The following is a 24,327-nucleotide window of genomic DNA, read 5'->3' on the forward strand; positions in this document are numbered from 1 at the left end:
AATGGGGGAGGCGAGGCGGCACTGCGCTTCCTATCATGCAGCCTTCGACAACGGCATCCGCTGACCGCCAAAGACTGACAGAAGGACCCCCATGACTTCCACCGCCGCCCTGCGCACCGCCGCCCAACTGTTTTCCACCAACGACGCCAAGCTGCTCAAGGCCCACCTGCAGGCCATCGTGAAGGTGGAGTTCATGACCATCCCGCTGTACCTGACGGCGGTCTACTCCTTCACCGAGGCCGCGCTGGGCTACAGCCCCGACAAGGGCAAGACCACGCCCTTGTATGACGCGCAGCAGGAAGTGCTCTCGGTGGCGGTGCAGGAAATGCTGCACCTGCAGCTGGCCTGCAACATCTGCAACGCCTTTGGCGTGACGCCGCAGATCCCCCAGCTCAACGTCAAGCCCGGCCAGGTGATCGTGGTGCCGCACCTTGAACCCACGCCCGGCAAACCGTTCACCACCACCATCGGCAATTTGCCCGATGTGATTGCCGCGCTGATTGCGATTGAAAAGCCCGCCGCTGGCGGCTTTGCGCCGCCCAACAAGGAGGTGATCTACCAGTCCATCGCCGACCTGTACCACGCCACGCTGGTGCTGCTGAACCGCTACATGCGCGCCTACGCCGGCATCGCGCCCGAAGACGACCCGCATTTCCGGCCCAACAACAAGCAGGTGAACTACGCGACCTTCCAGAGCACCTACCCGATGATCCCCACCATCGCCACGCGGGCCGACGTCAACACCGCGGCCAACGCCATCACCGACCAGGGCGAAGGCGGCCTGGTGGCCAAGGCGGCCGGGGGCCTGTTCAAGTCCGCGCCCGCGGGCGACGTGCTGCCGCAGTTCCAGCCCGTGGCCGGCAGCCGGTTTGCGCGCTGGGGCGCGCTGTCGCACTACACGCGCTTTGTCAATGTGCAGGCCGTGGTGGCGAAGATCCAGGGCAACAGCGACATCGCCCGGTCGGGCCCGACCCTGCCCGGTGGCCAGCCCATGTTCTACGCGGCCAACAACGTCAAGTCGGCCGACCTGCCCAGTTGGGCGCCCAGCGCCACGGCCCTGCAGAAATCCGCCTCCACCATCTGGAGCTACCTGACCGACACCATGCAAAAAGGCTTTGCCAGGGGCACGCTGGAGGCCGGCAGCGGCCAGACCACCACCAGCCCCGGCTTCAATGACGCGATGCTGGCCTTCAAGTACATCACGCCCATGCTGTGGCAATGGGGCAAGGTCATCGGCTACCAGTACAGCGCCGGCGCCACGGGCGCCGACGCGCAGAAGGCCATGGACACGGCCGACCCGCTGTCGCTGTTCCACTGGGACGAAACCACGGCCAAGCTGCGCGCCAAATGGGCCAAGGGCGACATCGCGCTCAACGCCTGCCAGGGCCTGAACGAATGCAGCGGCCGCGGCTGGGGCGGCATTGCCACGCAAAAGGGCGATGGCGCCTGCGCCACCGCCGACCTGCACACCTGCGGCGGCAACAACGATTGCAGCGCGCAGGGCGGCTGCGGCTTTCTGTCCAGCCTGCCGGGCAGCGGCATGCTGGGGCCGGCCGACCAGTGGATTCCCGGCGAAAACGTGGGCAAGGCCACCGGCGGCTGCCAGACGCCCATCGGTCCGCTGCAGGTGTTTGACCGCACGGCCGCGGCCAGCATCAACGCCCAGACGGGCGAGGGCTGGACGCCCGAGGCCAAGGCGGCGCTGCTCAAGCTGATCGGCCAGCCCGTGTGGGAGCAGGCGCGCACGCTGTTTGCCGCGCGCAACAAGATCAGCTCGCTGCCCACGCCGCAAAGCAGCAAGCAGTTCAACGGCACCAACCGCCGCGCCGCCGTGGCCCCCACCTCCAAGTGACGGCGCGCCCGCCGCGCCTGGGCCTGCCCGACCTCGGGCTGGGCCTGGGCCTGCGCAGCCAGCATGTGCCGCAGCTGCTGCAGGGGCCCACGGCCATCGACTGGTTCGAGGCCATCACCGAGAACTACCTGGACAACCACGGCTGGCAGCGCCATGCGCTGCAGCAGGTGGCGCAGCGCTACCCGGTGGTGCTGCATGGGGTCTCGCTGTCCATTGGCAGCAGCGACCCGCTGGACCGGGCCTACCTGGCCAGCCTCAAGCAGCTGGCGCGCGAGGTCAACGCGCGCTGGGTGTCTGACCATCTGTGCTGGACCGGCGTGGCCGGCCAGACCACCCACGACCTGCTGCCCCTGCCGCTGAACGAGCAGACCCTGGCCCATGTGGTGGCCCGGGTGCGCCAGGCACAGGACCTGCTGGAGCGGCCACTGGTGATTGAAAACCCGAGCAGTTACGCGCGCTTTCAGGCCGACACCCTGCCCGAGTGGGAGTTCCTCGCGCGCCTGGCCGACGAGGCCGACTGCGGCCTGCTGCTGGACGTGAACAATGTCTACGTCTCCAGCATCAACCATGGCTTCAGCGCGAGCGACTACATCGACGCGCTGCCCGCGCACCGCGTGGTGCAGATCCACCTGGCCGGGCACCGCCCCTGCGACGGCTACCTGCTCGACACCCACGACGCCCCGGTGTGCGACGCCGTGTGGTGGCTGTACCGCCAGGCCATCGCGCGCACCGGCCCGGTATCCACGCTGCTGGAATGGGACGACCACATTCCCGCGCTGGACGCGCTGCATGCCGAGCTGCTCAAGGCGCGCGACTGGCTGGCGCGGCCAGCCGCGGCCAGGCCAGGCGGCGCGGCGCATGCCCCGCAGCAGCCCCGGGCCGATGCCCCGCACGACGCCGCGGGCGGCTACCCGCAACTCGCGGGCGCGGAGTTTGGCGCATGAGCCTGCCCGCGCTGCAGGCCTGGATGCAGCAGGCCATCCGCGAGCCGGGCCAGCCCGACCTGCAGGCACTGGCGCCGCAGCACCTGCAGTCGTCGGATAGGCTCGGCGCCGAGGCCCGCCTGGCGATCTACCAGCGTTCTTACCGGGCCCGGCTGCTGCAGGGCTTCCACGCGATTTTCCCGGGGCTGCTGCATGCCACGGGCGCCGACATGCTGAACGCCTTTGCGGTGGACTTTCTGACGCAACACCCGCCGCGCTCGCACTCGGTGAACCGCGTGGCCGACGGCTTTGCCGCGCACCTGGCCGCGACCCGGCCGCCGCGCGAGGGCAACGCGCCGGACTGGGCCGATTTTCTGCTGGCCCTGGCCGAACTGGAAAGCACGCTGCTGCAGGTCAGCGAAGCCCCGGGGCTCGAACAGGCCGCCACAGCCGACGACGCCGACGCCAGCGCAGTGCGCGGCATGGCCGATGCCGACCTGCTGGCATGGTGCCCGCGCGCCGCCCCCTGCCTGCGGCTGCTCCTGCTCAGCCACCCGGTGCACGACTACCTGCAGGCCCTGCGCCGCCACACCGCCGACAGCCGGCTGCACGCCGCGCCCGACATTCCGCCCGCGCGGCCGGTCTGGCTGGCACTCAGCCGCGCCCGCTACCGGCTGCACACGCGTGAACTGGCGCCCGTGCAATGGGAACTGCTGCGCCGCCTGGATGGCCAGACCCCCGTCAGCCGCCTGCTACCGGCCGTGGCCGCGCTGGGCCTGCGCCCCGTGCCCGACCTGGGGCTGCTGCGCCTGTGGCTGGGCAACTTCGAGGTCCAGGGCTTTGTGGGCGGCCACGGGCCCCGGGCGCCGGGGCCGGCGGAACGCTCAGGTCCGGATCAGCGTGGCCACCGAGATGTGGGGCCAGTCGATGTCCAGGAAGTTCAGGATCACGGTCTGCGTGTACTGCAGTTGCAGAAAGGTTGAGCCGTCGGGGCGCTGCACCGTCTCGATCCAGAAGATCGCGTCCATGCGCGTGGCGTTGGCGTTCACCGTGACAAACGGAATGTTCACGATACCGCCCACCGGGATCGAGGCCACCTCCAGCACCACGGTGTTGATGATGGTCTGGCCCTCAATGTCATCCACCAGCGCCTGGTTCATGTTGGCCACATAGGCCTGCTTCATGCCCGGCGGCAGGTTGGAGTGGCCATAGGGGTCCAGGTAGCCCGGCAGCTTGGTGCTCAGGCCCGGGCCCGTGGGCTTGGCGCTGACCGGCGCGATCTGCGGCCCCCCGGGCACGCTGAACGCCGTGCCCTGGGCCAGCAACGAGTCGCCATGCGGAATGGTGGACTGGCGCACGATGCTCGGCGGCGCCGACGGATCGGTGGTGGCCGGCACATTGAGCCAGATGCCCGGCTCGATGTGGATGCCCTCGTGCGTGACCGCGTCGTTGACGCGCTGCAGGTAGGTCAGCCCGAAGATGCCGATGTCGTCCTGCACCGAGCCGCGGTTGGGCACCACGCCGCCAATCGAATTGAACTGGATCACCTCGTTCGTGGCATTGAGCATGAGGCGGAAATCGCCGTGATTCTGGAAGTTGGGCACGGCGATCAGGTTGAAGCCCGCGCCCGCCCAGGTGCCTTCAAGATCGGCCAGCAGGCCCAGCGGGGATGTGACATTGAGGCGCGGCGGCGCGGCGCGCAGGGGCATTACGGCGGTCATGGGAATTCCTTCCTGTGGGGTTGTGCCCGGTTCAACGACCGGTTGGCACGCATCCTAGGAGCCGCCGCGCCGCTTGGCATCCCCAGTTTGTAGGAGGCCACGCGGGAGCGTCCTGCAAAATGAGGTCATGCCCCGTCTGACGCTGCAGCGAAAATTCTTCATGGCCCTGGCACTGCTGCTGGTGCTGCTGATGGGTCTGTTTGTGGGCCTCTCGCGGCTGGGGCTGCAGCGCGGCATCGGCCCCTATGTGGCGGAGATCGAACTGTCGCGGCTCGACTGGCTGGTGGCCAACCTTGCGCGGGCCTACGCGCGCGAGGGCAACTGGGCCTTCGTGCGCCAGGACCCGGCTTCCTGGCACCGGCTGCAGATGCCTGATGGCGGCGCCCGCTTTCCACCCGCGGCCGAACGCCCGCCGCTGCCGCGGGGTGCTCCGCCCCCGCACCACGGCGGCGGACCGGCTGAGCCCCAACTGGACCTGTTGCCACAGCACCTCGCGCCGCCGCCACCGCCCGATCAGCCCGGGGACCCCCGCGCCTCGCCCGACTCGCTGTACCGCCGGCTCTCGCTGTGGGACGCCGATGGCAGGCAGCCGCTGGCCGGCCTGGCCGCGCCGGCCGAGGGCATTCTGCGCAAGCCGATCCAGGTGGACGGCCGCACCGTGGGCTTTCTCGGGCTCGCCCCGCTGCAGGGGCTGGGCTCCAGTGCCGACCGCGCCTTCGTGGCGCAGCAATCGGCGTTTGTGATCTACGTCGGGCTGGCCGGGCTGCTGCTCGCGCTGCTGATGTCGGCATGGCTGGCGCGCCGCTGGGTCCGGCCCGTGGAGCGGCTGGTGGGGGCGGCCCGGTCGGTGGCCGAAGGCCGCCGCGACGTGGTCGTGCCGGTGCAGGGCAGCGACGAGTTCGCGGATCTGACACGGACCTTCAACGACATGGCGCAGCGCCTGGCCCGCACCGAACAATCGCGCCAGCAGTGGCTGGCCGATGTGGCCCACGAACTGCGCACCCCGGTGGCCGCGCTGCGCGCCGAAATCGAGGCGGTGCAGGACGGCGTGCGCAGCTTCGATCCCGCCACCGCCCGGCGCCTGCATGGCCAGGTGATGCGGCTGGGCCGTCTGGTGGAAGACCTGCGCCTCGTGACGCAGGACACCGACGCCCCCGGCGCGCTGGCCCTGCTCCCCACGCGCCCCCTGGGGATCCTGGTGGAGGTGATCGAATCCATGCAGCCGCGCCTGCAGCAGCGCGGCCTTCGGCTTGAAGGACTCGCCGCGCTGCAGGCGCTTGCCGCCACGCAAGCGCCCGTGATCCAGGCCGACGCGGCGCGGCTGGCCCAGGTGTTTGTGAACCTGCTGGAAAACAGCCTGCGGTACACCGATGCCGGCGGCCTGGTGCGGCTGGAAGCCAGCAGCGCCGCCCCTGGCGCGTTCGGCCTGGTGGTCGAGGACTCGGCCCCGGCACCCCGTGCGCAGGACTATGCCCGCCTGTTCGAGCGCTTCTTTCGCGGCGAGGCCTCGCGCGACCGCGCCAGCGGTGGTGCCGGCCTGGGCCTGTCCATCTGCCAGTCCATCGTGCAGGCGCATGGTGGCCAGATCAGCGCGGCGCCGTCGCCCCTGGGCGGCCTGCGCATCACGCTCACCTTGCCGGCGGCGCCATGACAAGCGTCTTCGTGGTCGAGGATGAGCCCGACATCGCCTCGGTGCTGGTCGACTACCTGAGCGCCGCGGGCTACGCACCGCGGCACTTCGGCGACGGCGGGGCCGCCCTGCGGGCCTCGCTGGCCACGCCCCCGGCCCTGCTGCTGCTGGACCTGATGCTGCCCGGGCTCGACGGCCTGCAGGTGCTGCGCGCGGTGCGCGAGCGCAGCCAGTTGCCCGTGGTGATGCTGACCGCCCGCGTCGAGGAGGTTGACCGCCTGCTCGGCCTGGAGGCCGGCGCGGACGACTACATCTGCAAGCCCTTCTCCCCGCGCGAAGTGGTGGCGCGCATCAAGGCCGTGCTGCGGCGCAGCCAGGCCGCCACCGCGCCGCGCCAGGCGCCGGCACAGGCCGTGCCGCCAGACGGCCTGTGGCTGGACGACGCCCAGGGCACCGCCATGCTCGACGGGCACCGGCTGGAACTCACGCGCAAGGAGTTCAGCATCCTGCGGGTGCTGGCGGCGCGCCCAGGGCGCATCTTCCCGCGCGCCCAGTTGATGGACCTCGTCTACCCCGATGCGCTGGAGGCCAGCGAACGCGCGCTGGACAGCCACATCAAGAACCTGCGCCGCAAGCTTGCGGCGCGCGACGCCCGCCACGAATGGATACGCTCGGTGTACGGCGTGGGCTTCAGTTTCGAGCCGCGTTGACAAAATGCATCTTTCTGCCAGATTTCTCCAAAATTGGGGGCCATGCTTCATGGCATGCAAAACCACCTCCACCCCCACCCCCGTCTTGCCCACGACCTTGATACCCTGCTGCGCCTGAGGCACGGCCGCCGCAACGCGCTGCGCTGGCTGGGCGCCGGCGCCGCGGTGGCGCTGGCCGGTTGCGGCGGCGGCGGCGACGAAGCCAGCGCCACCACAACGACCACAACCACTACAACCACCGGCAGCACAGGCACCACCACCGGATCGACCGGTACCTCGTCCGGCAGCACATCGGCCAGCTGCGCCACCATCCCCGAGGAAACCGCCGGCCCCTACCCCGGCGACGGCACCAACAACGGCGGCAGCGACGGCATCGCCAACGCGCTGACCACGGCCGGCATCGTGCGCAGCGACATCACCAGCAGCTTCGCGGGCGCCACCGGCACCGCCACGGGCGTGCCCCTGAGCATCAAGCTGCAGCTGGTCAACAGCGCCAGCAGTTGCGCCTCGCTGGCCGGCTTCGCGGTGTACCTGTGGCATTGCGACGCGCTGGGCCGCTACTCGATGTACTCGCAGGGCATCACCGGCGAGAACTACCTGCGCGGCGTGCAGGTGAGCGACAGCTCGGGCGAGGTCACGTTCAACAGCATCTTTCCCGGCTGCTACGACGGCCGCTGGCCCCACATTCACTTCGAGGTGTACGCCAGCCTGGCGCGCGCCACCAGCGGCAACAACGACATCAAGACCTCGCAGCTGGCCCTGCCCGCCGCAGCCTGCAGCGCGGTCTACGCCGATTCGCGCTACACCGGCAGCTCGGCCAATCTTTCAAGAACCAGCCTGACCAGCGACAACGTCTTCAGCGACGGCTCGGCCCTGCAACTGGCCTCGGTGACCGGCAGCAATGCCGCGGGCTACGTGGCGACGCTGCAGGTGGGCCTCTCGGTCTGAGCCCGGCGGTCTGGGCGTGACCCCGGTTTGCTCTTTATTTGATAGCAGACAGTGGCCGCCCCGCCTGGACTCCAGCCACTTTTGATCAGGAAATCACGGTTTGGTCGACCACCCGGTCGTCGCCCAGCACGATCAGCGCGAACAGCAGCTCGTCGAGGTTGCGGGCCTGCGTGGTCTTGCGCGCCAGCAGCGGCGTGGCCTGCGGGTTGAGCACCACGAAGTCGGCCTCGCAACCGGGCTGCAGGTTGCCCACCACGCCATCCAGCCCCAGCGCCTGCGCGGCCCCTGCCGTGTGCTGCCACCACAGGGCCTGCGGGCCCAGGCTCAGGCCGGGTTTGGTCTGGCCCTCGCGCCCCACGTAGTAGGCCGCGAGCATGGTGTGGAACGGGCTGAAGCTGGTGCCGCCGCCCACGTCGCTGGCCAGCCCGTACCTGAAGCCGATGCGGTCCGCGCCCTCGTAGTCAAAAAAGCCGCTGCCCAGGAACAGGTTGCTGGTCGGGCTCACGGCGGCGGCCGCGCCGGTGGACCGCATCAGGGCCCGGTCGTCGTCGTCAAAGTGGATGCAGTGCGCGTACACGGCGCGTTCGCGCATCAGCCCGAAGTCGTCGTAGATCGACAGGTAGCTGCGCGACTGCGGGAACAGCTCGCGCGCCCAGCGGATCTCGTCCTTGTTTTCGGCCACATGCGACTGGATCCACACATCGGGGTACCTGGCGGCCAGCTCGCCCGCGCCGCGCAGCTGCGCTTCGGAGCAGCTGGGCGCAAAGCGCGGCGTGATGGCATAGCCCAGGCGCCCCTGGCCATGCCAGCGGCCGATCAGCGTTTCGGTGTCAGCCAGGGACTGTTCGGTCTGGTCGCGCACGCCGTCGGGCGAGTGGCGGTCCTGCAGCACCTTGCCCGCGATCATGCGCAGGCCGCGCGCCTGCGACGCCGCCATGAGCGCGTCCACCGAAGCGGGGTGCGAGGTGCAGAAGGTGAGCGCGGTGGTCACGCCATGGCGCTGCAGCTCGTCGAGGAACACCGTGGCCACCTGCGCCGAATAGGCGGCGTCGGCAAAGCGTGACTCGTGGGGAAAGGTGTAGTTCTCCAGCCAGGGCAGCAGGCCCTCGGCCGGTGAGCCGATCACGTCGGTCTGCGGAAAATGGATGTGCAGGTCCACAAAGCCGGGCGCGATCAGGCGGCCCGGCAGGTGCTCGATGGCCACGCCCGGGTAGTTGGACGCGAGCGCGCTGTAGGCGCCCACGGCCCGCACCACCTGGCGGCCCGTGGCGTCCGGCCCGACGACCAGCAGGCCATCGGCCTCGTAGATCGCAGAGCGGTCATCGGCAAAACGGAGAATGGCGGCGCGGTAGGCTTTCATGGGGCGGGAGCTTAACCGGGGGTACGGCCCCCACGCATATGCCGTGCCGGATAAGGGCTATATCGGGCCGCTCCACACCGCCCGGGCCGCGGCTCAGCCCGCGATCTTGCCCTGCACGCCTTCGACCAGCCAGTTCATGTTGAGAATCTGCCCGTCGTTGAGCGTCTGGCCCGCGGGCACCTGCAGCTTGCCCTCGTTGTCCTTGATGGGCGCCACGGCGTGGAACGGGTGCAGCCGGCCGGCGCCAATGTCGCTCTGGCGGGCCAGCACCTCGTCCTGCACCGCCCTGGGTACCTTTGCGCCAAAGTGGCCGACGCGGATCATGCCCTCCTTGACGCCGCCCCAGACGCTGCCGGTCTTCCAGCTGCCGTCGAGCACGGCGCGGGCGCGCTGCGTGTAGTAGCCGCCCCACTCGTGGGTGACGGCCACGATCTGCGCGTCAGGCGCGACCTTGCGCATGTCGGAGTGGTAGGCTACGGCCATCCTGCCGCGCTCCTGCGCCGCCACCATCACGGCGGTGGAGCCGGTGTGGAAGGCGATCACGTCCACCTCCTGGTTGAACAGGCTCATGGCCGCGTCACGCTCGCGCGGCGGGTCAAACCAGGCGTTGAGCCAGACCACCTTGACCACGGCCTTCGGGTCGACCGAGCGCATGCCCAGCGTGAAGGCATTGATGCCCTGCAGCACCTCGGGGATGGGAAAGCCCGCCACATAGCCCGCCACATGGGTACGAGTCATGCGCCCCGCGGCAATGCCGGCCAGGTAGCGGCCCTCGTAGTAGCGCGCGTTGGCCGTGGCCACATTGGGCGCGGTCCTGTAGCCGGTGATGGACTCGAACTTCACGCCCGGAAAATCGCGCGCCACCTTGAGCGTGGGCTCCATATAACCAAAGCTGGGCGTGAAGATCAGCTGGTTGCCCTGCTGCGCCAGGTCGCGGATCACGCGCTCGGCGTCGGCGCCCTCGGGCACGTTCTCGACATAGGTGGTCTTGACCCGGTCGCCCAGCGCGGCCTGCACGGCCTTGCGGCCTTCCTCGTGCTGGCGCACCCAGCCGGCCTCGGTGAGCGGGGCGACATAGACAAAACCGATTTTCAGCGGCCCGTGCACCTTATCGGGCGGCGTGACGGTCTGCGAAATGGCGGGTGAGAAAAAACTGGCGGCGGCGAGCGTGCAGGCCAAAGCTGAACGCAGCGAAGCGGCGAGGTTTTTGTACATGGTGTTCCTCTACATGGCCCCAACAAAAAAACAGGCGCTGCGGGGCAACAGCGCCAGCCCGCATTTTAAGCCGTGGCCCGCAGGTGCCTAGAATCAAGGCCCTTCGCTTCGCCTGCCCCCCTGCATGTCATTCGTACCGCCCGCCCCGCCCCGCTCTGTTGACGACCTGGCGCGTGTCACGCCCCAAGGCCTGCAGGCCCTGCTGGCCGGCGGCCCCGCGCAGGCGCTGCCCTGGGTCTCGGCCGCGGCGCGGCTGGGCCTGGCCGAGGCGCAGGCGGTGCTGGGCCAGTGGCTGCTCGACGGCCACGGCGTGGCGCGCGATGCGGTGGCCGCCTTCCAGTGGTTTCTCAAGGCCGCGCGGCAAGGCCACGCCATGGGCATGACCATGGCCGGGCGCTGCCTGGAGAACGGCTGGGGCACGGCGCCCGACCTGGTGGCCGCCACCGGCTGGTACCAGCAGGCCGCCGAGCGGGGCCTGGACGTGGGGATGTACAACTACGCCAACCAGCTGGCCTCGGGCAAGGCCGTGCCACAGGACCACCGCAAGGCCCTGGGCTGGTACAGCCAGGCCGCGAGCCTGGGCCACGCCAAGTCCATGACCAAGGCGGGCCGCTACTTTGAAGACGGGCTGGTGGTGCCGCAGGACCTGTCGCTCGCGTTCAGCAGCTACCGCCAGGCGGCCGAGGGCGGCGACTTCCGTGGCCAGTTCTGCTACGCAGGCATGCTGGCCGCGCAGGGGCAGGTCGAGCAGGCGCTGCACTGGCTGCGCAAGGTGCCCGAAACCGCGACCCCCGGCTTCATGGCCGAGGCCGGGCGCCTGCTGCTCGACTCACCCCATGAAGCGGTGCGGCAGGTCGGCCAGGACATGCTGGACCGCGTGACCCACGCGGGGTGACGCGGCGGCTGCCCTTGCGACAGCCGTGTGCGGGCGTCAGGCCGCCGCCGCGAAGCACGCGTCCAGCTGGTCCTGCCAGGCACGCCGCACGCTGGCGTCCACAAAGGCGGCCTCGAAGCTGTTGCGCGCCAGCTGGTAGGCCTGCTGCGCCGCCAGTCCCGTGGCGGCAAAGGTTTGCGTGAAGTTCTCGTTGAGGTAGCCGCCAAAGTAGGCGGGGTCGTCGGAGTTGACGGTGGCCACCAGGCCGGCGTCCAGCAGCGCACCGAGGTTGTGGTCGGCCAGCGAGGGGAACACGCACAGCTTGAGGTTGGACAGCGGGCACACCGTGAGCGGGATGCGGTCCTGCGCCAGCCGCTTCATGAGGGCCGGGTCCTTGGTGGACTGCACGCCATGGTCGATGCGCTCGACTTTCAGCAGGTCCAGCGCGGTCCACACATAGGCGGGCGGGCCTTCCTCGCCGGCATGGGCCACCAGGTGAAGGCCCAGCTCGCGGCAGCGCGCGAACACCCGTGCAAACTTTTCGGGCGGGTGCCCGACCTCGCTGGAGTCCAGCCCCACGCCGATGAACCGGTCGCGGTAAGGCAGCGCCTGCTCCAGCGTTTCAAACGCGTCTTCCTCGCTCAGGTGGCGCAGAAAGCACAGGATCAGCGACGCACTCACGCCCAGCTGCGCGCGCGCGTCCACACAGGCCCGGTGCAGGCCGTTGACCACGGTGGCCATGCTGACCCCGCGCGCCGTGTGGGTCTGGGGGTCAAAGAACATTTCGGTGTGCAGCACATGGTCGGCCTGCGCACGCCGCAGGTAAGCCCAGGCCATGTCGTAAAAATCCTGTTCCTTGAGCAGCACGCTGGCGCCCGCGTAATAGGTGTCCAGGAAGCTTTGCAGGTTGGTGAAGGCATAGGCCTGGCGAAGCGCGTCCACGCTCGCATACGGCAGGGCCACGCCATTGCGCTGTGCCAGCGCAAAGATCAGCTCGGGCTCCAGCGAGCCCTCGATGTGCATGTGCAGCTCGGCCTTGGGCATCTGGCGCAGCAGGGCCGGCAGGCGGTCGGCGGCAATGGGGGGAACGGCAATCATCAACAGACTCCAAAGGTAATGCCCAGGTTCTTGAGGTGGCGGCGGTAGGCCGACGAGGCCTTGTCCGCCGCTGGCGCACAGGCCACTTCATTCGCCAGCGCCGCAGGGTGCCCATGGCGCTGTTCAATCATGAGGTTTTCGCGGGTTCTCTTTCAAGGTGATTGTCTGGCAAGATTGTCCACGAACGGGAGGCTGGATGGACTTGCCGTGGAGGACAAGAAGCGGAACGGCTGATTCCGCAGCAAGCTGCTGAGGATATTTTCGAGACGCCAAAGATTTGATTGTTCTGATCGAAGAAGATCTCAGCAGAATTGCCAGTCTGCATGGGGATGCAATCAGACTTCTGAATAGAGTGCCATGACCAACCGCTACCAGACCACAGGGGCCGAAGGCGAGTTCGAGCCGGGCTCGAATGAACGGGTGCTACGCAATCTGGCCGGCATCACCTCGCCCGATGACATGGACACGCTGGAACTGCAACTGTTGGGGGATTTGTACGAGGAGGTGCTGCTGAACGACTTCCCGAACCGGGCCCTGAGCGTGACAGACCTCAGGCGTTGGCACCGCCTGTGGCTTGGCAATGTGTACCCGTGGGCGGGAAAAGAGCGCTCAGTGAACCTGGGTAAGGACGGGTTTCAGTTCGCCACTGCCGGGCTGCTGCCTGGCTTGCTGGACGAATTCGAACGCAGGTACCTGAAGCCCTGGACACCCTGTGGGCGCCTGGCGCCCGAAGAATTGGTGAATTCAATCGCCGTCACCCACGTGGAATTGATCGTGATTCACCCCTTCCGGGAGGGCAACGGGCGCTTGTCGCGTCTGCTGGCCGACGTGATGGCCGTTCAGGCCGGGCACGAGCCGCTGGATTACAGCGGATGGGAGCAGCACAAGTCCGTGTACATCGCAGCCATTCATGCCGGGTTTTCGGGTGACTATGGCCCCATGTGCACGTTGGTGGCCAGCGCCATGGAGGCCGGCGACCCAGCCTCAACGGGCTAGCTTGATATGCGGGAAACGCAGCGAGTTCTGCTTCAGTTGCTGCTCCAGCTGTGCCACGCTGCGCCCCGTTTCCACGGCGGTGGAACTGGCCACGGCGCGCACGATGGCTTTGCGGCTGGGGCGCGTGGGCAGGGGCTGTGCGATTTGGGGCATGGTGGAGATTTTATCGGAGTCGCAGGGCAACTTGAAGGGGCTTGCGCATGATCCAGCCCCGCGGCTCGAACGGGCCACCCAGAACCGCATGATGCCCTGTCGCTTACTGCGGCTGGCGTTCAGGACTCCGCAAAAAAAGGCCGCCCACGGGCGGCCCCTTGATGCATCTCCTGGCTTACTTCTTGTCGCCAGGCACCTTGCCTTCCACGCCCTTGACGTAGAAGTTGATGCCGCCCAGGAACTTGTCGTCGGCCACGGCGTCTTTCGCCACCACCACCTTGCCGGTGTTGTCGGTGATCGGGCCCTTCCAGATCGAGAAGCTGCCGTCCTTCAGGCCGGCCTTGACCTCGTCGATCTTCTTCTTGGTTTCGTCGGGCACGTCGGCGGCGATGGACACCATGTCGATCGCGCCTTCCTTGACGCCCCACCAGCTCTGGCCGGTGGTCCACTTGCCGTCCAGCGCGTCACGCACGGCCTTGATGTAGTACGGGCCCCAGTTGATCACGGCCGAGCCCAGGTGGGCCTTGGGGCCGTAGGCGGTCATGTCGCTGTCCCAGCCGAAGGCGCGCTTGTTCATCTTCTCGGCGGTCTGCAGCACGGCCGACGAGTCGGTGTTCTGCATCAGCACGTCGGCGCCGCCGTTGATCAGCGCGGTGGCGGCTTCGGTTTCCTTGGGCGGGTTGAACCATTCATTGACCCACACCACCTTGGTCTTGACCTTGGGGTTGACCGACTGCGCGCCCAGCGTGAAGCTGTTGATGTTGCGCACCACTTCAGGAATTGGAATGGAGGCCACCACGCCCAGCGTGTTGGACTTGGTCATCTTGCCGGCGATCACGCCGGCCATGTAGGCGCCTTCGTAGGTGCGGCTGTCGTAGGTGCGCATGTTCTCGGCGGTCTTGTAGCCGGTCGCATGCTCGAACTTGACGTCCTTGTTGTCGGCGGCGACCTTGAGCATGGGCTCCATGTAGCCAAAGGTGATGCCGAAGATCAGCTTGTTGCCCTGGGCCGCCATGTCGCGGATCACGCGCTCGGCGTCGGCCGACTCGGGCACCTTCTCGACGAAGCTGGTGGCCACCTTGTCGCCAAATTCCTTTTCAACGGCCTTGCGGCCGTTGTCATGGGCAAAGGTCCAGCCGCCGTCACCCACCGGGCCCACATAGGCAAAGGCCACCTTCAGCGGCTCGGGCTTGGGCGCAGGTGCAGGCGCGGCCGCCGCCGGGGCCGGCGCGGGCGCGGGCTCTTCCTTCTTGCCGCAACCCACCAGGGCTGCCGCCGCCACCGCGGACAAGGCCGCCACTTGGAGCAGGGAACGTTTCGTCAGATCAGTCATGTCAGGTCCTTCTTTGAGGGGGTTGCGACAGTTGGTGAAAAAAAGATTATGAACCGGGGTAGAACGGCTTTCCAAGCGACGCGGGCATATTGATGCGAATCCACGCGGGATTGCGCGAGATCAACGCCAGCACCACGATGGTGGCGATGTAAGGCAACATGGTTAAAAACTGGCTCGGCACCTGCACGCCCACGCCCTGCAGGTGGAACTGCAGCATGGTCACGCCGCCAAACAGGTAGGCCCCGAGCAACACCCGTGCCGGGCGCCACGTGGCAAAGGTGGTCAGCGCCAGCGCGATCCAGCCCTTGCCAGCCACCATGCCCTCGACCCACAGCGGCGTGTAGATCACCGAGATGTAGGCCCCCGCGAGCCCGCACAGCGCGCCACCGGCCACCACGGCGGCCAGCCGGATGCGCCGCACCGGGTAACCCAGCGCGTGGGCCGATTCGGGCGACTCGCCCACCGAGCGCAGGACCAGGCCGGTGCGCGAGCGGTAGAGGAACCAGATCAGCCCCGCCACCAGCGCCATGGCCGCGTACACCATGGGGTGCTGGCGGAACAGCGCCGGCCCCAGCAGCGGGATGTCGCCCAGCAGCGGGATCGAGAAATGCGGGCGCTCGGGCAGCTTCTCCTGCACGTATTTGATGCCGGCGAAGGCCGAGAAGCCCGCGCCAAACAGGCTCAGCGCCAGCCCGGTCGCGTACTGGTTGGTGTTGAGCCAGATCACCAGCAGGCCAAAGGCGGCGGCCAGCAGGGCCCCGGCCCCCATGCCGGCGGCAAAGCCCATCCAGTCGTTGCCGGTGTGCACCACGGTGGCAAACCCGGCCACCGCGGCGCACAGCATCATGCCCTCGGCGCCCAGGTTGACGATGCCGGCTTTTTCGTTGATCAGCAGGCCCAGCGCGGCAATGGCGAGCACGGTGCCCGCGTTGAGCGTGGCGGCCAGGAGCAAGGCGTAGGATTCCATTACTGTGCGCCTTTCACGGTGAGGGAGGGCATGAAACGCAGGCGGTAGACGATCAGCGTGTCGCAGGCCAGCAGCGTGAACAGCAGCAGGCCCTGGAACACGCCCGTGAGCGATTTGGGCAGCCCCAGGCGCGACTGCGCGAGTTCGCCGCCGATGTAGAACATGCTCATGAGAATGGCCGAGAACACCATGCCCACCGGGTGCAGCCGACCCACAAAGGCCACGATGATGGCGGCAAAGCCATAGCCCGCGGGCACATAGGGCGTGAGCTGGCCGATGGGCCCGGCCACCTCGAGCGCGCCGGCCAGGCCGGCCGCGCCGCCCGAGGTCAGCAGCGCGATCCACAGCGCCTTGCGCGACGAGAAGCCCGCATAGCGCGCCGCCGCCGGTGCCAGCCCGCCCACCTGCTGGGCAAAGCCGGCGCGCGTGCGGAACAGGAACACCCACAGCGCGGCCGCGCCGCCCAGCGCCAGCAGCAGGCCGATGCTCACGCGCGAGCCGGCCATGAGCCGCGGAATCTGCGTGACCGCCTCGAAGGTCTTGGACTGCGGAAAGTTGTAGCCCGCCGGGTCTTTCCACGGGCCATAGACCAGGTAGCTCAGCACCATGTCGGCCACATAGACCAGCATCAGGCTCACCAGGATTTCATTGGCGCTGAATTTGTCGCGCAGCAGCGCCGTGATGCCGGCCCAGACCATGCCGCCCAGAATGCCCGACAGCAGGATGGCAATGACGATCCAGCCGCCGGTGGTCTTGTCGGCCAGCAGCGCCACGCCGCCCGCGAACACGGCGCCGATCACGAACTGCCCCTCGGCACCAATGTTCCAGACGTTGGAGCGGAAGCACACCGACAGGCCCAGCGCGATGATGAGCAGCGGCGTGGCCTTGACCATCAGCTCGCCCAGCGCGTAAGACGACTTGACCGGCTCCCAGAAAAACACCTGCAGGCCCTTGACCGGGTCCTTGCCCAGCGCGGCAAACAGCAGCACGCCAATCACCACGGTGATGGCCAGCGCCAGCAGCGGCGAGCCCAGGCTCCACCAGCGCGACGCCTGCGGGCGCGGTTCAAGCTTGAGCATGGTTCTTCTCCTCGCCAACATGATCCGCTCGGGCTGAGCCCGCCGAAGCCCCCGGAGAGCCGCGAACGGGAACCACATTCCACAGCCCGCTCATCCATTCACCGATCTGCGTCACGGTGGCCTTGGCGCGGTCGATCGAGGGCGACAGCCGCCCCTTGGCAATCACATGCAGCCGGTCGCTGATTTCAAACAGCTCGTCCAGCTCCTCGCTCACCACCAGCACGGCGCAGCCCGCGTCGCGCAGCGCCAGGATCTCGCCGCGGATCTGCGCGGCCGCGCCCACGTCCACGCCCCAGGTGGGCTGGGACACGATCAGCAGCCTGGGGTTGGCGTCGATCTCGCGGCCCACGATGAACTTCTGCAGGTTGCCGCCCGACAGCGACCTGGCCGCGGCGTTGGGGCCCCCGGCCTTGACGTTGAACCGCCGGATGATGTCGGCGGCCTGCGCTTCGAGCGCCTTGACGTTGATCCAGCCGCTTCGGCCAATGGCATTGGTGCGGGTCAGCATGAGGTTGTGCGCCAGGCCCAGCGTGGGCACGGCCCCGCGGCCCAGCCGCTCCTCGGGCACAAAGTGCACGCCCAGCGCGCGGCGCGGGCCCGGCCCCAGGCGCGCGGCGTCCTGGCCAAACACCTGGATCATGGCCGGCTCGGCCCGTGTGTCCTCGCCCGACAGGGCATAGAGCAGTTCCTGCTGGCCGTTGCCCGAGACACCGGCAATGCCCACCACCTCGCCCGCGCGCACCTCGAGCGAGATGCCGTCCAGGTCCACGCCAAACTGGTCTTCGCGCGCGAGCGTCAGGCCCTGGACCTGCAGCACGGTCTCGCCGGCCTGTCGGGCATGGTGCTCCAGCGCCGGCGGTTCGGCCCCGATCATCAGGCGCGACAGCGAGGCATTGCTCTCCACCTGCGGGTTGCACACGCCGGTGACCTTGCCGCCGCGCAGCACGGTGCAGGCGTTGCACAGCTCGCGGATCTCGTGCAGCTTGTGGCTGATGTACAGGATGCTGCAGCCCTCGGCGGCCAGCTTCTTGAGCACCACGAACAGCTTTTCCACGGCCTGCGGCGTGAGCACCGAGGTGGGTTCGTCCAGGATCAGCAGCTGCGGATTGGTCAGCAGCGAACGGATGATCTCCACGCGCTGCATCTCGCCCACGCTCAGCGTGTGAACGGGGCGGGCCGGGTCGATGTCCAGGCCGTACTCGGCAGCCTTGGTGGTGATGCTGTGCGTGACTTCATTGAGTGACAGGCTCTTGTTCAAACCCAGCCAGACGTTCTCGGCCACGGTCAGCGTGTCGAACAGGCTGAAATGCTGGAACACCATGCTGATGCCCAGGGCGCGCGCCTCCTGCGGGTTGCGGATGTGCACCGGCTGGCCGTTGAACATCACGCTGCCCTCGTCGGGCTTGACGCTGCCGTAGATGATTTTCATCAGCGTCGACTTGCCGGCGCCGTTTTCGCCCAGCACCGCATGCGTCTGCCCGGGCAGGACCGTCAGCGATACATCACTGTTGGCCACGACCGCCGGGTAGCGCTTGGTGATGTGCGCGAGTTGGAGTCTTGGAATCACGGGGTTTGTCTCTCTTTGCTTATCGGTATTTTTGGGTGGGAATCAATGCAGCGGCGGCGTCGCCGGCCCGGCGGGCGGCAACCGCCTCAGGGCGGCCGCCACCGCCTTGACGCGCTCGCGCAGCCAGCGGGCCGAGTCGGACGCATGGGCGCGTTCGTGCCAGAGCTGGTAGTACATGAGTTGCGGAAAATCGATCGGGCATTCGAGCACCTTGACCGGCAACCTGTCGAGGTAACGCTCGCAGTACTGGCGGCCGGTGGTCAGCACCAGCAAGCTCGATGCCACCATGCCCGGGATCAGCCCGAAATGCGGGCAGCGCGCGGTGATGTTGCGGGACAGGCCCAGCTCCGCCAGGTGCTCGTCGATCACGCCGCGCGCGCCGGGGTGGGTGGGCGTGGGTGCGATGTGCTCGGCCGCCAGCCAGCTTTCGGCCGTCCAGCCGCGGCGCACGGCCGGGTGTTCGCTGGACACCAGGCAGACCACCTCGTCGGCAAACAGCTTGCCCAGGTGCAGGTCCTCGGGCGGCTTGAGCCAGTTGCCGATCACCACGTCCACGTCGCCCTGCGCCAGGTGGGCGTGGTAGTCGGAGTCGGCCGACAGCGGGTGGATCTCGATGTGGCACAGCGGCGCCTGGGCCTTGATCTGCGACACCAGCTGCGGCAGGAACAGCGGGTCGAGGTAGTCGCTCGCGGCCACGCGGAAGGTGCCGGTGGAGGTTTGGGGGTCAAAGCCACGCACGTCGGTGAACAGCACTTCGGCGGCACGCAGGATGCTTGCACTGGGCTCGATCATGCGCAGCCCCGCATCGGTAGGCACCATGCCGGCGCCTGAACGCACCAAAAGCGGGTCTCCCGCCAGGTCGCGCAGGCGCTTGAGCGCGGCGGAAACGGCGGGTTGGTGCATGCCCAGACGGATGGCGGCGCGTGAGACGCTGCGTTCGGTTAACACGGTGTGCAAGACCCTTATCAAGTGGAGGTCTATCTTGTCGAAAAGCGCTTGGTCTCTCATACCGGGGCCTGCATTCCTGTCATATGGCAATGCTTATGTCGCGACCGGGGGCTGCGTTCTACCCTCACGAGCAAAGACAAATCAACCATACTGAGCTTCATGGACACCAAGACGATTCGATTCATCCGGCGCGGCGAGCAAGTGTGCCTGACCAATGTACCACCCGAGCGCACGCTGCTGGAAGTGCTGCGCGAGGACCTGCACTGCACCGGCACCAAGGAAGGCTGCGGCGAGGGCGACTGCGGCGCCTGCACCGTGGTCATTGGAGAAATGAGGCCCGCGCCACCGGGCCAGGCCGGTGGCGGGCGCATCGGCTACAAGGCCATCAACAGCTGCATCCGGCTGGCGCATTCGATCGACGGCATGGCACTGTGGACCGTGGAAGACATTGCCGCGGCCGACGGCACCCTGCACCCCGCGCAGCAAGCCATGGTGCAGTGCCACGGCAGCCAGTGCGGCTTTTGCACGCCGGGGTTTGTGATGAGCCTGTTTGGCACCTACCAGAACCATGTGGCGCGGGGCGAGCCCGTGACGCGTGCGCTGGCGCAGGAAGAACTCTCGGGCAACCTGTGCCGCTGCACCGGCTACCGGCCCATTCTGGACGCCGCGCAGCAGATGGCCAGCCTGCCGCCCGTGCCCGTGGACGAAGCCGCTTTGCTACAAAAACTGGAGCAGATCAAGGCCGCCCATCCTGGACTCCAGCCCGATTCGGCTTACAAACTGCCGCAAAACCTGGCCCAGCTGCTGGCGGCGCGCGCCGCCCACCCCCAAGCCCAGCTGGTGGCCGGCTGCACCGACGTGGGCCTGTGGGTCACCAAGCAGCACCGGCAGTTCGCCCAGGTGCTGGACGTGACCCAGGTGAAGGAGCTGCGCCGCGTGGAGCGCTACCCCCACCACATCGCCATCGGCGCGGCGGTGACGCTGAGTGAGGCCTTTGCCGCGCTGGTGGCCGACCGGCCGCAGCTCAAGACCTTTGCCAACCGCTTTGCCGGGCTGCCGGTGCGCAACTCCGGTACGCTGGGCGGCAACGTGGCCAACGGCTCGCCGATTGGCGACAGCATGCCGCTGCTGATTGCGCTGGGCGCCAACGTGGTGCTGATGAGCGTGCGCGGCCACCGCGAACTGCCACTGGAAAAGCTCTACACCGGCTACCGCCAGAACGTGATGGCTCCGGACGAGGTGCTGGCCTGGATCAAGGTGCCAAAGCCCGCGCCGGGCGAGAAGCTCAAGGCCTACAAGATTTCCAAGCGCTATGACGACGACATCTCGGCCGTGTGCCTGGTGGTCAACCTGAGCCTGGCCGGCGACACCGTGCAAACGGTGTCCATCGGCGCCGGCGGCGTGGCCGCCACGCCGGTGCGCGCGGTGCAGGCCGAAGCCGCGCTGCGCGGCCAGCCCTGGACGCTGGCCACCGTGCAGGCCGCCACCGCCGCGCTGCGCGCCGAGTTCCGGCCCATCAGCGACATGCGCGCCAGTGCCGGCTACCGCAGCGAGGTGCTGGGCAACCTGATGCAGCGCTTCTGGCTTGAAAGCCAGGGCCTGCGGCAGATCAACCTGGAGTCGTTCCAGCTCGAGGGAGAGGCCGCATGAACGCGCGCGACAGCAAGCTCAACACCGTGGCGCCCGGCGGCAACGCCCGCGCGGGTGAACTCAACATGGCGCCGGCCACCGATTCACCGCACGCGCCCGCGGCGGCGGGCCCGGCCGCCGGCGTGTCGCGCCCGCACGAAAGCGCGCGCGCCCAGGTGGCCGGCGCCGCCACCTATGTGGACGACATCCCCGAGGTCAAGGGCACGCTGCATGCGGCGCCCGTGTTGTCCCCCGTGGCCCACGGCCGCCTGCTGGGCGTGGACACGGCCGCTGCGCTGGCCCTGCCCGGCGTGCGCGCCGTGGTGCTGGCCGGCGACATTCCGGGCGACCCGGTGCTGGCCACCCATGTGCACGACGAGCCGGTGCTGGCGCGTGACACGGTCCAGCATGTGGGCCAGGTGGTGGCCATCGTGGTGGCCGACACCGTGATGCAGGCACGCCGTGCCGCGCGCCAGGTCAAGCTCCAGATCGAGCCGCTGCCCGCCGTGATGACGCCACGCGAGGCCCATGCCGCGCAAAGCTATGTGCTGCCGCCCGTGGTGGTGCGCCGCGGCGAGCCCGAGGCCGCCATGAAGCGCTCGGCCCGCAAACTCAGCGGCCAGCTGGCCGTGGGCGGGCAGGAGCACTTTTACCTGGAAGGCCAGGTGGCCTACGCGCTGCCGCTGGAACAGGGCCAGTGGTGGATCTACAGCAGCACCCAGCACCCCGGCGAAATCCAGCACTGGGTGGCGCACGCGCTGGGCATCGAGAACAACGCCGTCACCGTGGAGTGCCGGCGCATGGGCGGCGGCTTTGGCGGCAAGGAAACCCAGGCCGGCCATCTGGCCGTGTGGGCCACGCTGGCCGCGCGCAAGACCGGCCGGCCCGTGAAGCTGCGGCTGGACCGCGACGACGACTTCATGGTCACCGGCAAGCGCCACCCGTTTGCCTACGACTGGGAGGTGGGCTTTGACGACAGCGGCCTGGTCACCGCGCTCAAGCTCACCATGCTGGCCGACTGCGGCTTCAGCGCCGACCTGAGCGGCCCGGTGGCCGACCGCGCGATCTTCCACGCCGACAACGCCTACTTCCTGAGCGATGTGGAGATCGCCTCCTACCGCTGCAAGACCAACACCCAGAGCCACACCGCGTTCCGCGGCTTTGGCGGGCCGCAGGGCGTGATCGTGATCGAGGCCATCCTGGGCGACATTGCGCGCACCCTGGGCCTGGACCCGCTGGACGTGCGCCTGCGCAACCTCTATGGCGTGGAAGACCGCAACACCACCCACTACCAGATGAAGGTGGAAGACAACATCCTGCAGCCCCTGATGAGCCGGCTGGCAAGCACGGCGGCTTACCGGCCGCGGCGCGAGGCGATTGCGGCCTGGAATGCGGGCAGCCCGGTGATCAAGCGCGGCATCGCGCTCACGCCGGTCAAGTTCGGCATCAGCTTCACGGCCACCTTCTTCAACCAGGCCGGTGCGCTGGTGCATGTGTACACCGACGGCAGCGTGCAGGTGAACCACGGCGGCACCGAGATGGGCCAGGGCCTGAACACCAAGGTGGCGCAGATCGTGGCCGACGAGCTGGGCGTGCCGTTCGAGCGCGTGCGCAGCACCGCGGCCGACACCAGCAAGGTGCCCAACGCCAGCGCCACCGCCGCCAGCAGCGGCACCGACCTGAACGGCCGCGCCGCCCAGTACGCCGCGCGCAATGTGCGCAACAACCTGGCGGCCTTTGTGAGCGGGCTGGATGGCTGCGGCGCGGGCGCCGTGAGCTTTGCCGGCGGCCAGATCACCACGCCCACCACCACACGCCACTTTGACGAGGTGGTGAAGCAGGCCTATGCCAACCGCATCCAGCTGTGGAGCGACGGCTTTTACCGCACACCCAAGATCCACTACGACAAGACCACCCTCTCGGGCCGGCCGTTCTACTACTTTGCCTACGGCGCGGCCTGCACCGAGGTGGCCATTGACACGCTCACGGGCGAAAGCCGCGTGCTCAAGGTCGACATCCTGCACGACGTGGGCACCAGCCTGAACCCGGCCATCGACATCGGCCAGATCGAGGGCGGCTTCGTCCAGGGCATGGGCTGGCTCACCACCGAGCAGTTGGTGTGGAACGACAAGGGCCACCTGGCCACCCACGCGCCCAGCACCTACAAGATCCCCGCCACCGGCGACATCCCCGAACACTTCAGGGTCGATCTCTGGCCCGAGGCCAACCGCGAGGACAACGTGGGCGGCAGCAAGGCCGTGGGCGAGCCGCCGTTCATGCTGGCCATCAGCGTGTGGGAGGCGCTGCGGGAAGCCGTGGGAGCGACCAGCCCTGAGCCCCTGCCGGTGCCGCTGCAGGCCCCAGCGACCGGTGAGAACGTGCTCAAGGCCTGCGCGCTGGTGGCGCGGCAGCCTCAGGGCTCGTTGTGAATCTCGACGCTGAACTGGATGGCGTTGAGCCCGCCAGCCCAGTTCGCAATGTTGGCACTGGGCGCCGGATTGGGCTGGACCACGCCCCGCAAATCGGCCAGCCGCGGGTCGGGGCCCACGAGTACCGGTACCGCCACATGGTTATTGGGCGGCGGCGGGGCAGTGTGGGGCGGCGCGCCCATCGCCGGGAATTTCGGCAGCTTCACGAACCCGTAGGCGAGCGTGATGTGTGAGTACGCGTAGCTGTACATGTCGTTGACCGCCGGTGCGTTCGAATAGGACACGGCTGACACATTGACGGTGTACAGCACCCCATACCAATGGGTGTAGTCCTGGTAGGCGCGATCAATCTGGTTGCACAGCAGCAGCATGCGCTTGATGTGGCCCTCGTAGACCTTGTGGGCATTGTTGGCCGCGCTGGTCAGGGGCGTCAGATTCCGGTCGCTCAGGCCGCTGCCTCCGAACTCGGCGTTGAGCAGATGCCCCGCCTTCCATTTCTTGGCGCCGAAACCGTTGAGCAGCCCCATCAATGGCTGCAGGCTGTTCTGGGTCGTGGGCGAACCACGCCGCTGGCCATCGCCCAGATCGGGGCCGAGCAGGGCCGTCATGGCGGAGCCGCCGGTGCAAACCATCTGGTTGGCGGGATTGGTGTGGGGGCAGGCGCCATAGCTGCGCGTCACGCCGTAATTGCTGGTGATGACCTCGCGGCGCACGTCGGTCTTGCGAACCCGTCCACCGACCAGGGGGTCGGGCGGGATTTTACGAACGGCCATCGGCACCTCCCGCATGGGCAGCCCGCCCCGTGTCGAACGCGGCCCGCGGCCGCGCGTGCCTTCTTTTGCATCGCATGATGTTGCCCTCCCTGCGCCTGTGCCGTCATCCCTCGGCCACCGGG

At 68.3% G+C, this 24,327-nt stretch carries 21 protein-coding genes; 10 read left to right on the forward strand and 11 right to left on the reverse strand.

Translation table 11 applies throughout. From position 1 onward, the window contains the following. Positions 1 to 91 precede the first annotated feature (91 nt). From KF796_18625 to KF796_18635, 3 genes are read left to right on the forward strand one after another with little or no spacing between them, the layout of a single operon-like run. A complete protein-coding gene (locus KF796_18625; protein MBX3588650.1) occupies positions 92 to 1,852 on the forward strand; it encodes a hypothetical protein in 1,761 nt (586 codons plus the stop codon). Positions 1,853 to 1,869: 17 nt separating this feature from the next. Next, complete coding sequence (locus KF796_18630; protein ID MBX3588651.1) at positions 1,870 to 2,796, forward strand: DUF692 domain-containing protein; 927 nt, start codon at positions 1,870 to 1,872, stop codon at positions 2,794 to 2,796. Continuing rightward, positions 2,793 to 3,758, forward strand: a complete 966-nt coding sequence (locus KF796_18635; GenBank protein ID MBX3588652.1) for a putative DNA-binding domain-containing protein — start codon at positions 2,793 to 2,795, stop codon at positions 3,756 to 3,758. Before KF796_18630 ends, KF796_18635 begins: the two co-directional genes overlap by 4 nt. Here the strand turns inward: KF796_18635 and KF796_18640 are convergent. Then, the gene (locus KF796_18640) at positions 3,660 to 4,496 is read right to left on the reverse strand and encodes a hypothetical protein (GenBank protein MBX3588653.1); all 837 of its coding nucleotides are present in this window, start codon (positions 4,494 to 4,496) and stop codon (positions 3,660 to 3,662) included. The genes KF796_18635 and KF796_18640 overlap by 99 nt on opposite strands. A 127-nt stretch (positions 4,497 to 4,623) precedes the next feature. Here KF796_18640 and KF796_18645 point away from each other — a divergent pair, with 127 nt between their 5' ends. From KF796_18645 to KF796_18655, 3 genes are read left to right on the forward strand one after another with little or no spacing between them, the layout of a single operon-like run. Further along, a complete protein-coding gene (locus KF796_18645) occupies positions 4,624 to 6,147 on the forward strand; it encodes a HAMP domain-containing protein (protein MBX3588654.1) in 1,524 nt (507 codons plus the stop codon). Next, on the forward strand, positions 6,144 to 6,836 hold the full coding sequence (locus KF796_18650; protein ID MBX3588655.1) for a response regulator: 693 nt from the start codon (positions 6,144 to 6,146) through the stop codon (positions 6,834 to 6,836). The genes KF796_18645 and KF796_18650 overlap by 4 nt, the downstream gene beginning before the upstream one ends. Before the next feature lie 54 nt (positions 6,837 to 6,890). Continuing rightward, a complete protein-coding gene (locus KF796_18655; GenBank protein ID MBX3588656.1) occupies positions 6,891 to 7,784 on the forward strand; it encodes an intradiol ring-cleavage dioxygenase in 894 nt (297 codons plus the stop codon). A gap of 85 nt (positions 7,785 to 7,869) precedes the next feature. Here the strand turns inward: KF796_18655 and guaD are convergent, their stop codons facing one another. Then, the gene (gene guaD, locus KF796_18660; GenBank protein MBX3588657.1) at positions 7,870 to 9,144 is read right to left on the reverse strand and encodes a guanine deaminase; all 1,275 of its coding nucleotides are present in this window, start codon (positions 9,142 to 9,144) and stop codon (positions 7,870 to 7,872) included. Between the two features lie 93 nt (positions 9,145 to 9,237). After that, complete coding sequence (locus KF796_18665; GenBank protein MBX3588658.1) at positions 9,238 to 10,359, reverse strand: BMP family ABC transporter substrate-binding protein; 1,122 nt, start codon at positions 10,357 to 10,359, stop codon at positions 9,238 to 9,240. A 124-nt stretch (positions 10,360 to 10,483) separates the two neighbouring features. Between KF796_18665 and KF796_18670 the strand changes: the two genes are divergently transcribed. Then, positions 10,484 to 11,254, forward strand: a complete 771-nt coding sequence (locus KF796_18670) for a sel1 repeat family protein (protein MBX3588659.1) — start codon at positions 10,484 to 10,486, stop codon at positions 11,252 to 11,254. Between the two features lie 36 nt (positions 11,255 to 11,290). Here KF796_18670 and KF796_18675 read toward each other — a convergent pair whose 3' ends face one another. Beyond that, positions 11,291 to 12,331, reverse strand: coding sequence for an adenosine deaminase (locus tag KF796_18675; protein ID MBX3588660.1), 1,041 nt, complete (start codon positions 12,329 to 12,331; stop codon positions 11,291 to 11,293). 357 nt (positions 12,332 to 12,688) lie between these two features. Here KF796_18675 and KF796_18680 point away from each other — a divergent pair, with 357 nt between their 5' ends. Beyond that, positions 12,689 to 13,327, forward strand: coding sequence for a Fic family protein (locus tag KF796_18680; protein MBX3588661.1), 639 nt, complete (start codon positions 12,689 to 12,691; stop codon positions 13,325 to 13,327). On the opposite strand, the gene KF796_18685 is transcribed toward KF796_18680, so the two are convergent. The 6 genes from KF796_18685 to KF796_18710 form a co-directional block, all read right to left on the reverse strand. Beyond that, positions 13,316 to 13,480 (reverse strand): hypothetical protein, encoded by a 165-nt coding sequence (locus KF796_18685; GenBank protein ID MBX3588662.1) that lies wholly within the window; start codon positions 13,478 to 13,480, stop codon positions 13,316 to 13,318. The genes KF796_18680 and KF796_18685 overlap by 12 nt on opposite strands. Before the next feature lie 175 nt (positions 13,481 to 13,655). After that, positions 13,656 to 14,813 carry a BMP family ABC transporter substrate-binding protein gene (locus tag KF796_18690; protein ID MBX3588663.1) on the reverse strand — a complete coding sequence of 386 codons (1,158 nt, stop codon included), beginning with the start codon at positions 14,811 to 14,813 and terminating at the stop codon, positions 13,656 to 13,658. A gap of 46 nt (positions 14,814 to 14,859) precedes the next feature. Beyond that, on the reverse strand, positions 14,860 to 15,780 hold the full coding sequence (locus KF796_18695; protein MBX3588664.1) for an ABC transporter permease: 921 nt from the start codon (positions 15,778 to 15,780) through the stop codon (positions 14,860 to 14,862). Next, positions 15,780 to 16,859: an ABC transporter permease gene (locus KF796_18700; protein MBX3588665.1), complete on the reverse strand. Its 1,080-nt coding sequence runs from the start codon at positions 16,857 to 16,859 to the stop codon at positions 15,780 to 15,782. Before KF796_18700 ends, KF796_18695 begins: the two co-directional genes overlap by 1 nt. Continuing rightward, positions 16,846 to 18,426: an ABC transporter ATP-binding protein gene (locus KF796_18705; GenBank protein ID MBX3588666.1), complete on the reverse strand. Its 1,581-nt coding sequence runs from the start codon at positions 18,424 to 18,426 to the stop codon at positions 16,846 to 16,848. Before KF796_18705 ends, KF796_18700 begins: the two co-directional genes overlap by 14 nt. Positions 18,427 to 18,468: 42 nt before the next feature. Continuing rightward, positions 18,469 to 19,434 carry a LysR family transcriptional regulator gene (locus KF796_18710; protein ID MBX3588667.1) on the reverse strand — a complete coding sequence of 322 codons (966 nt, stop codon included), beginning with the start codon at positions 19,432 to 19,434 and terminating at the stop codon, positions 18,469 to 18,471. A gap of 99 nt (positions 19,435 to 19,533) precedes the next feature. Between KF796_18710 and xdhA the strand changes: the two genes are divergently transcribed. Continuing rightward, a complete protein-coding gene (xdhA, locus tag KF796_18715) occupies positions 19,534 to 21,024 on the forward strand; it encodes a xanthine dehydrogenase small subunit (GenBank protein ID MBX3588668.1) in 1,491 nt (496 codons plus the stop codon). After that, positions 21,021 to 23,432 carry a xanthine dehydrogenase molybdopterin binding subunit gene (xdhB, locus tag KF796_18720; GenBank protein ID MBX3588669.1) on the forward strand — a complete coding sequence of 804 codons (2,412 nt, stop codon included), beginning with the start codon at positions 21,021 to 21,023 and terminating at the stop codon, positions 23,430 to 23,432. Before xdhA ends, xdhB begins: the two co-directional genes overlap by 4 nt. Here xdhB and KF796_18725 read toward each other — a convergent pair. Then, positions 23,417 to 24,205, reverse strand: a complete 789-nt coding sequence (locus KF796_18725; GenBank protein ID MBX3588670.1) for a hypothetical protein — start codon at positions 24,203 to 24,205, stop codon at positions 23,417 to 23,419. The genes xdhB and KF796_18725 overlap by 16 nt on opposite strands. Positions 24,206 to 24,327 lie beyond the last annotated feature (122 nt).

Origin of the sequence: Ramlibacter sp. (genome assembly GCA_019635435.1) — a bacterium.
Lineage (GTDB): Bacteria > Pseudomonadota > Gammaproteobacteria > Burkholderiales > Burkholderiaceae_C > JAHBZM01.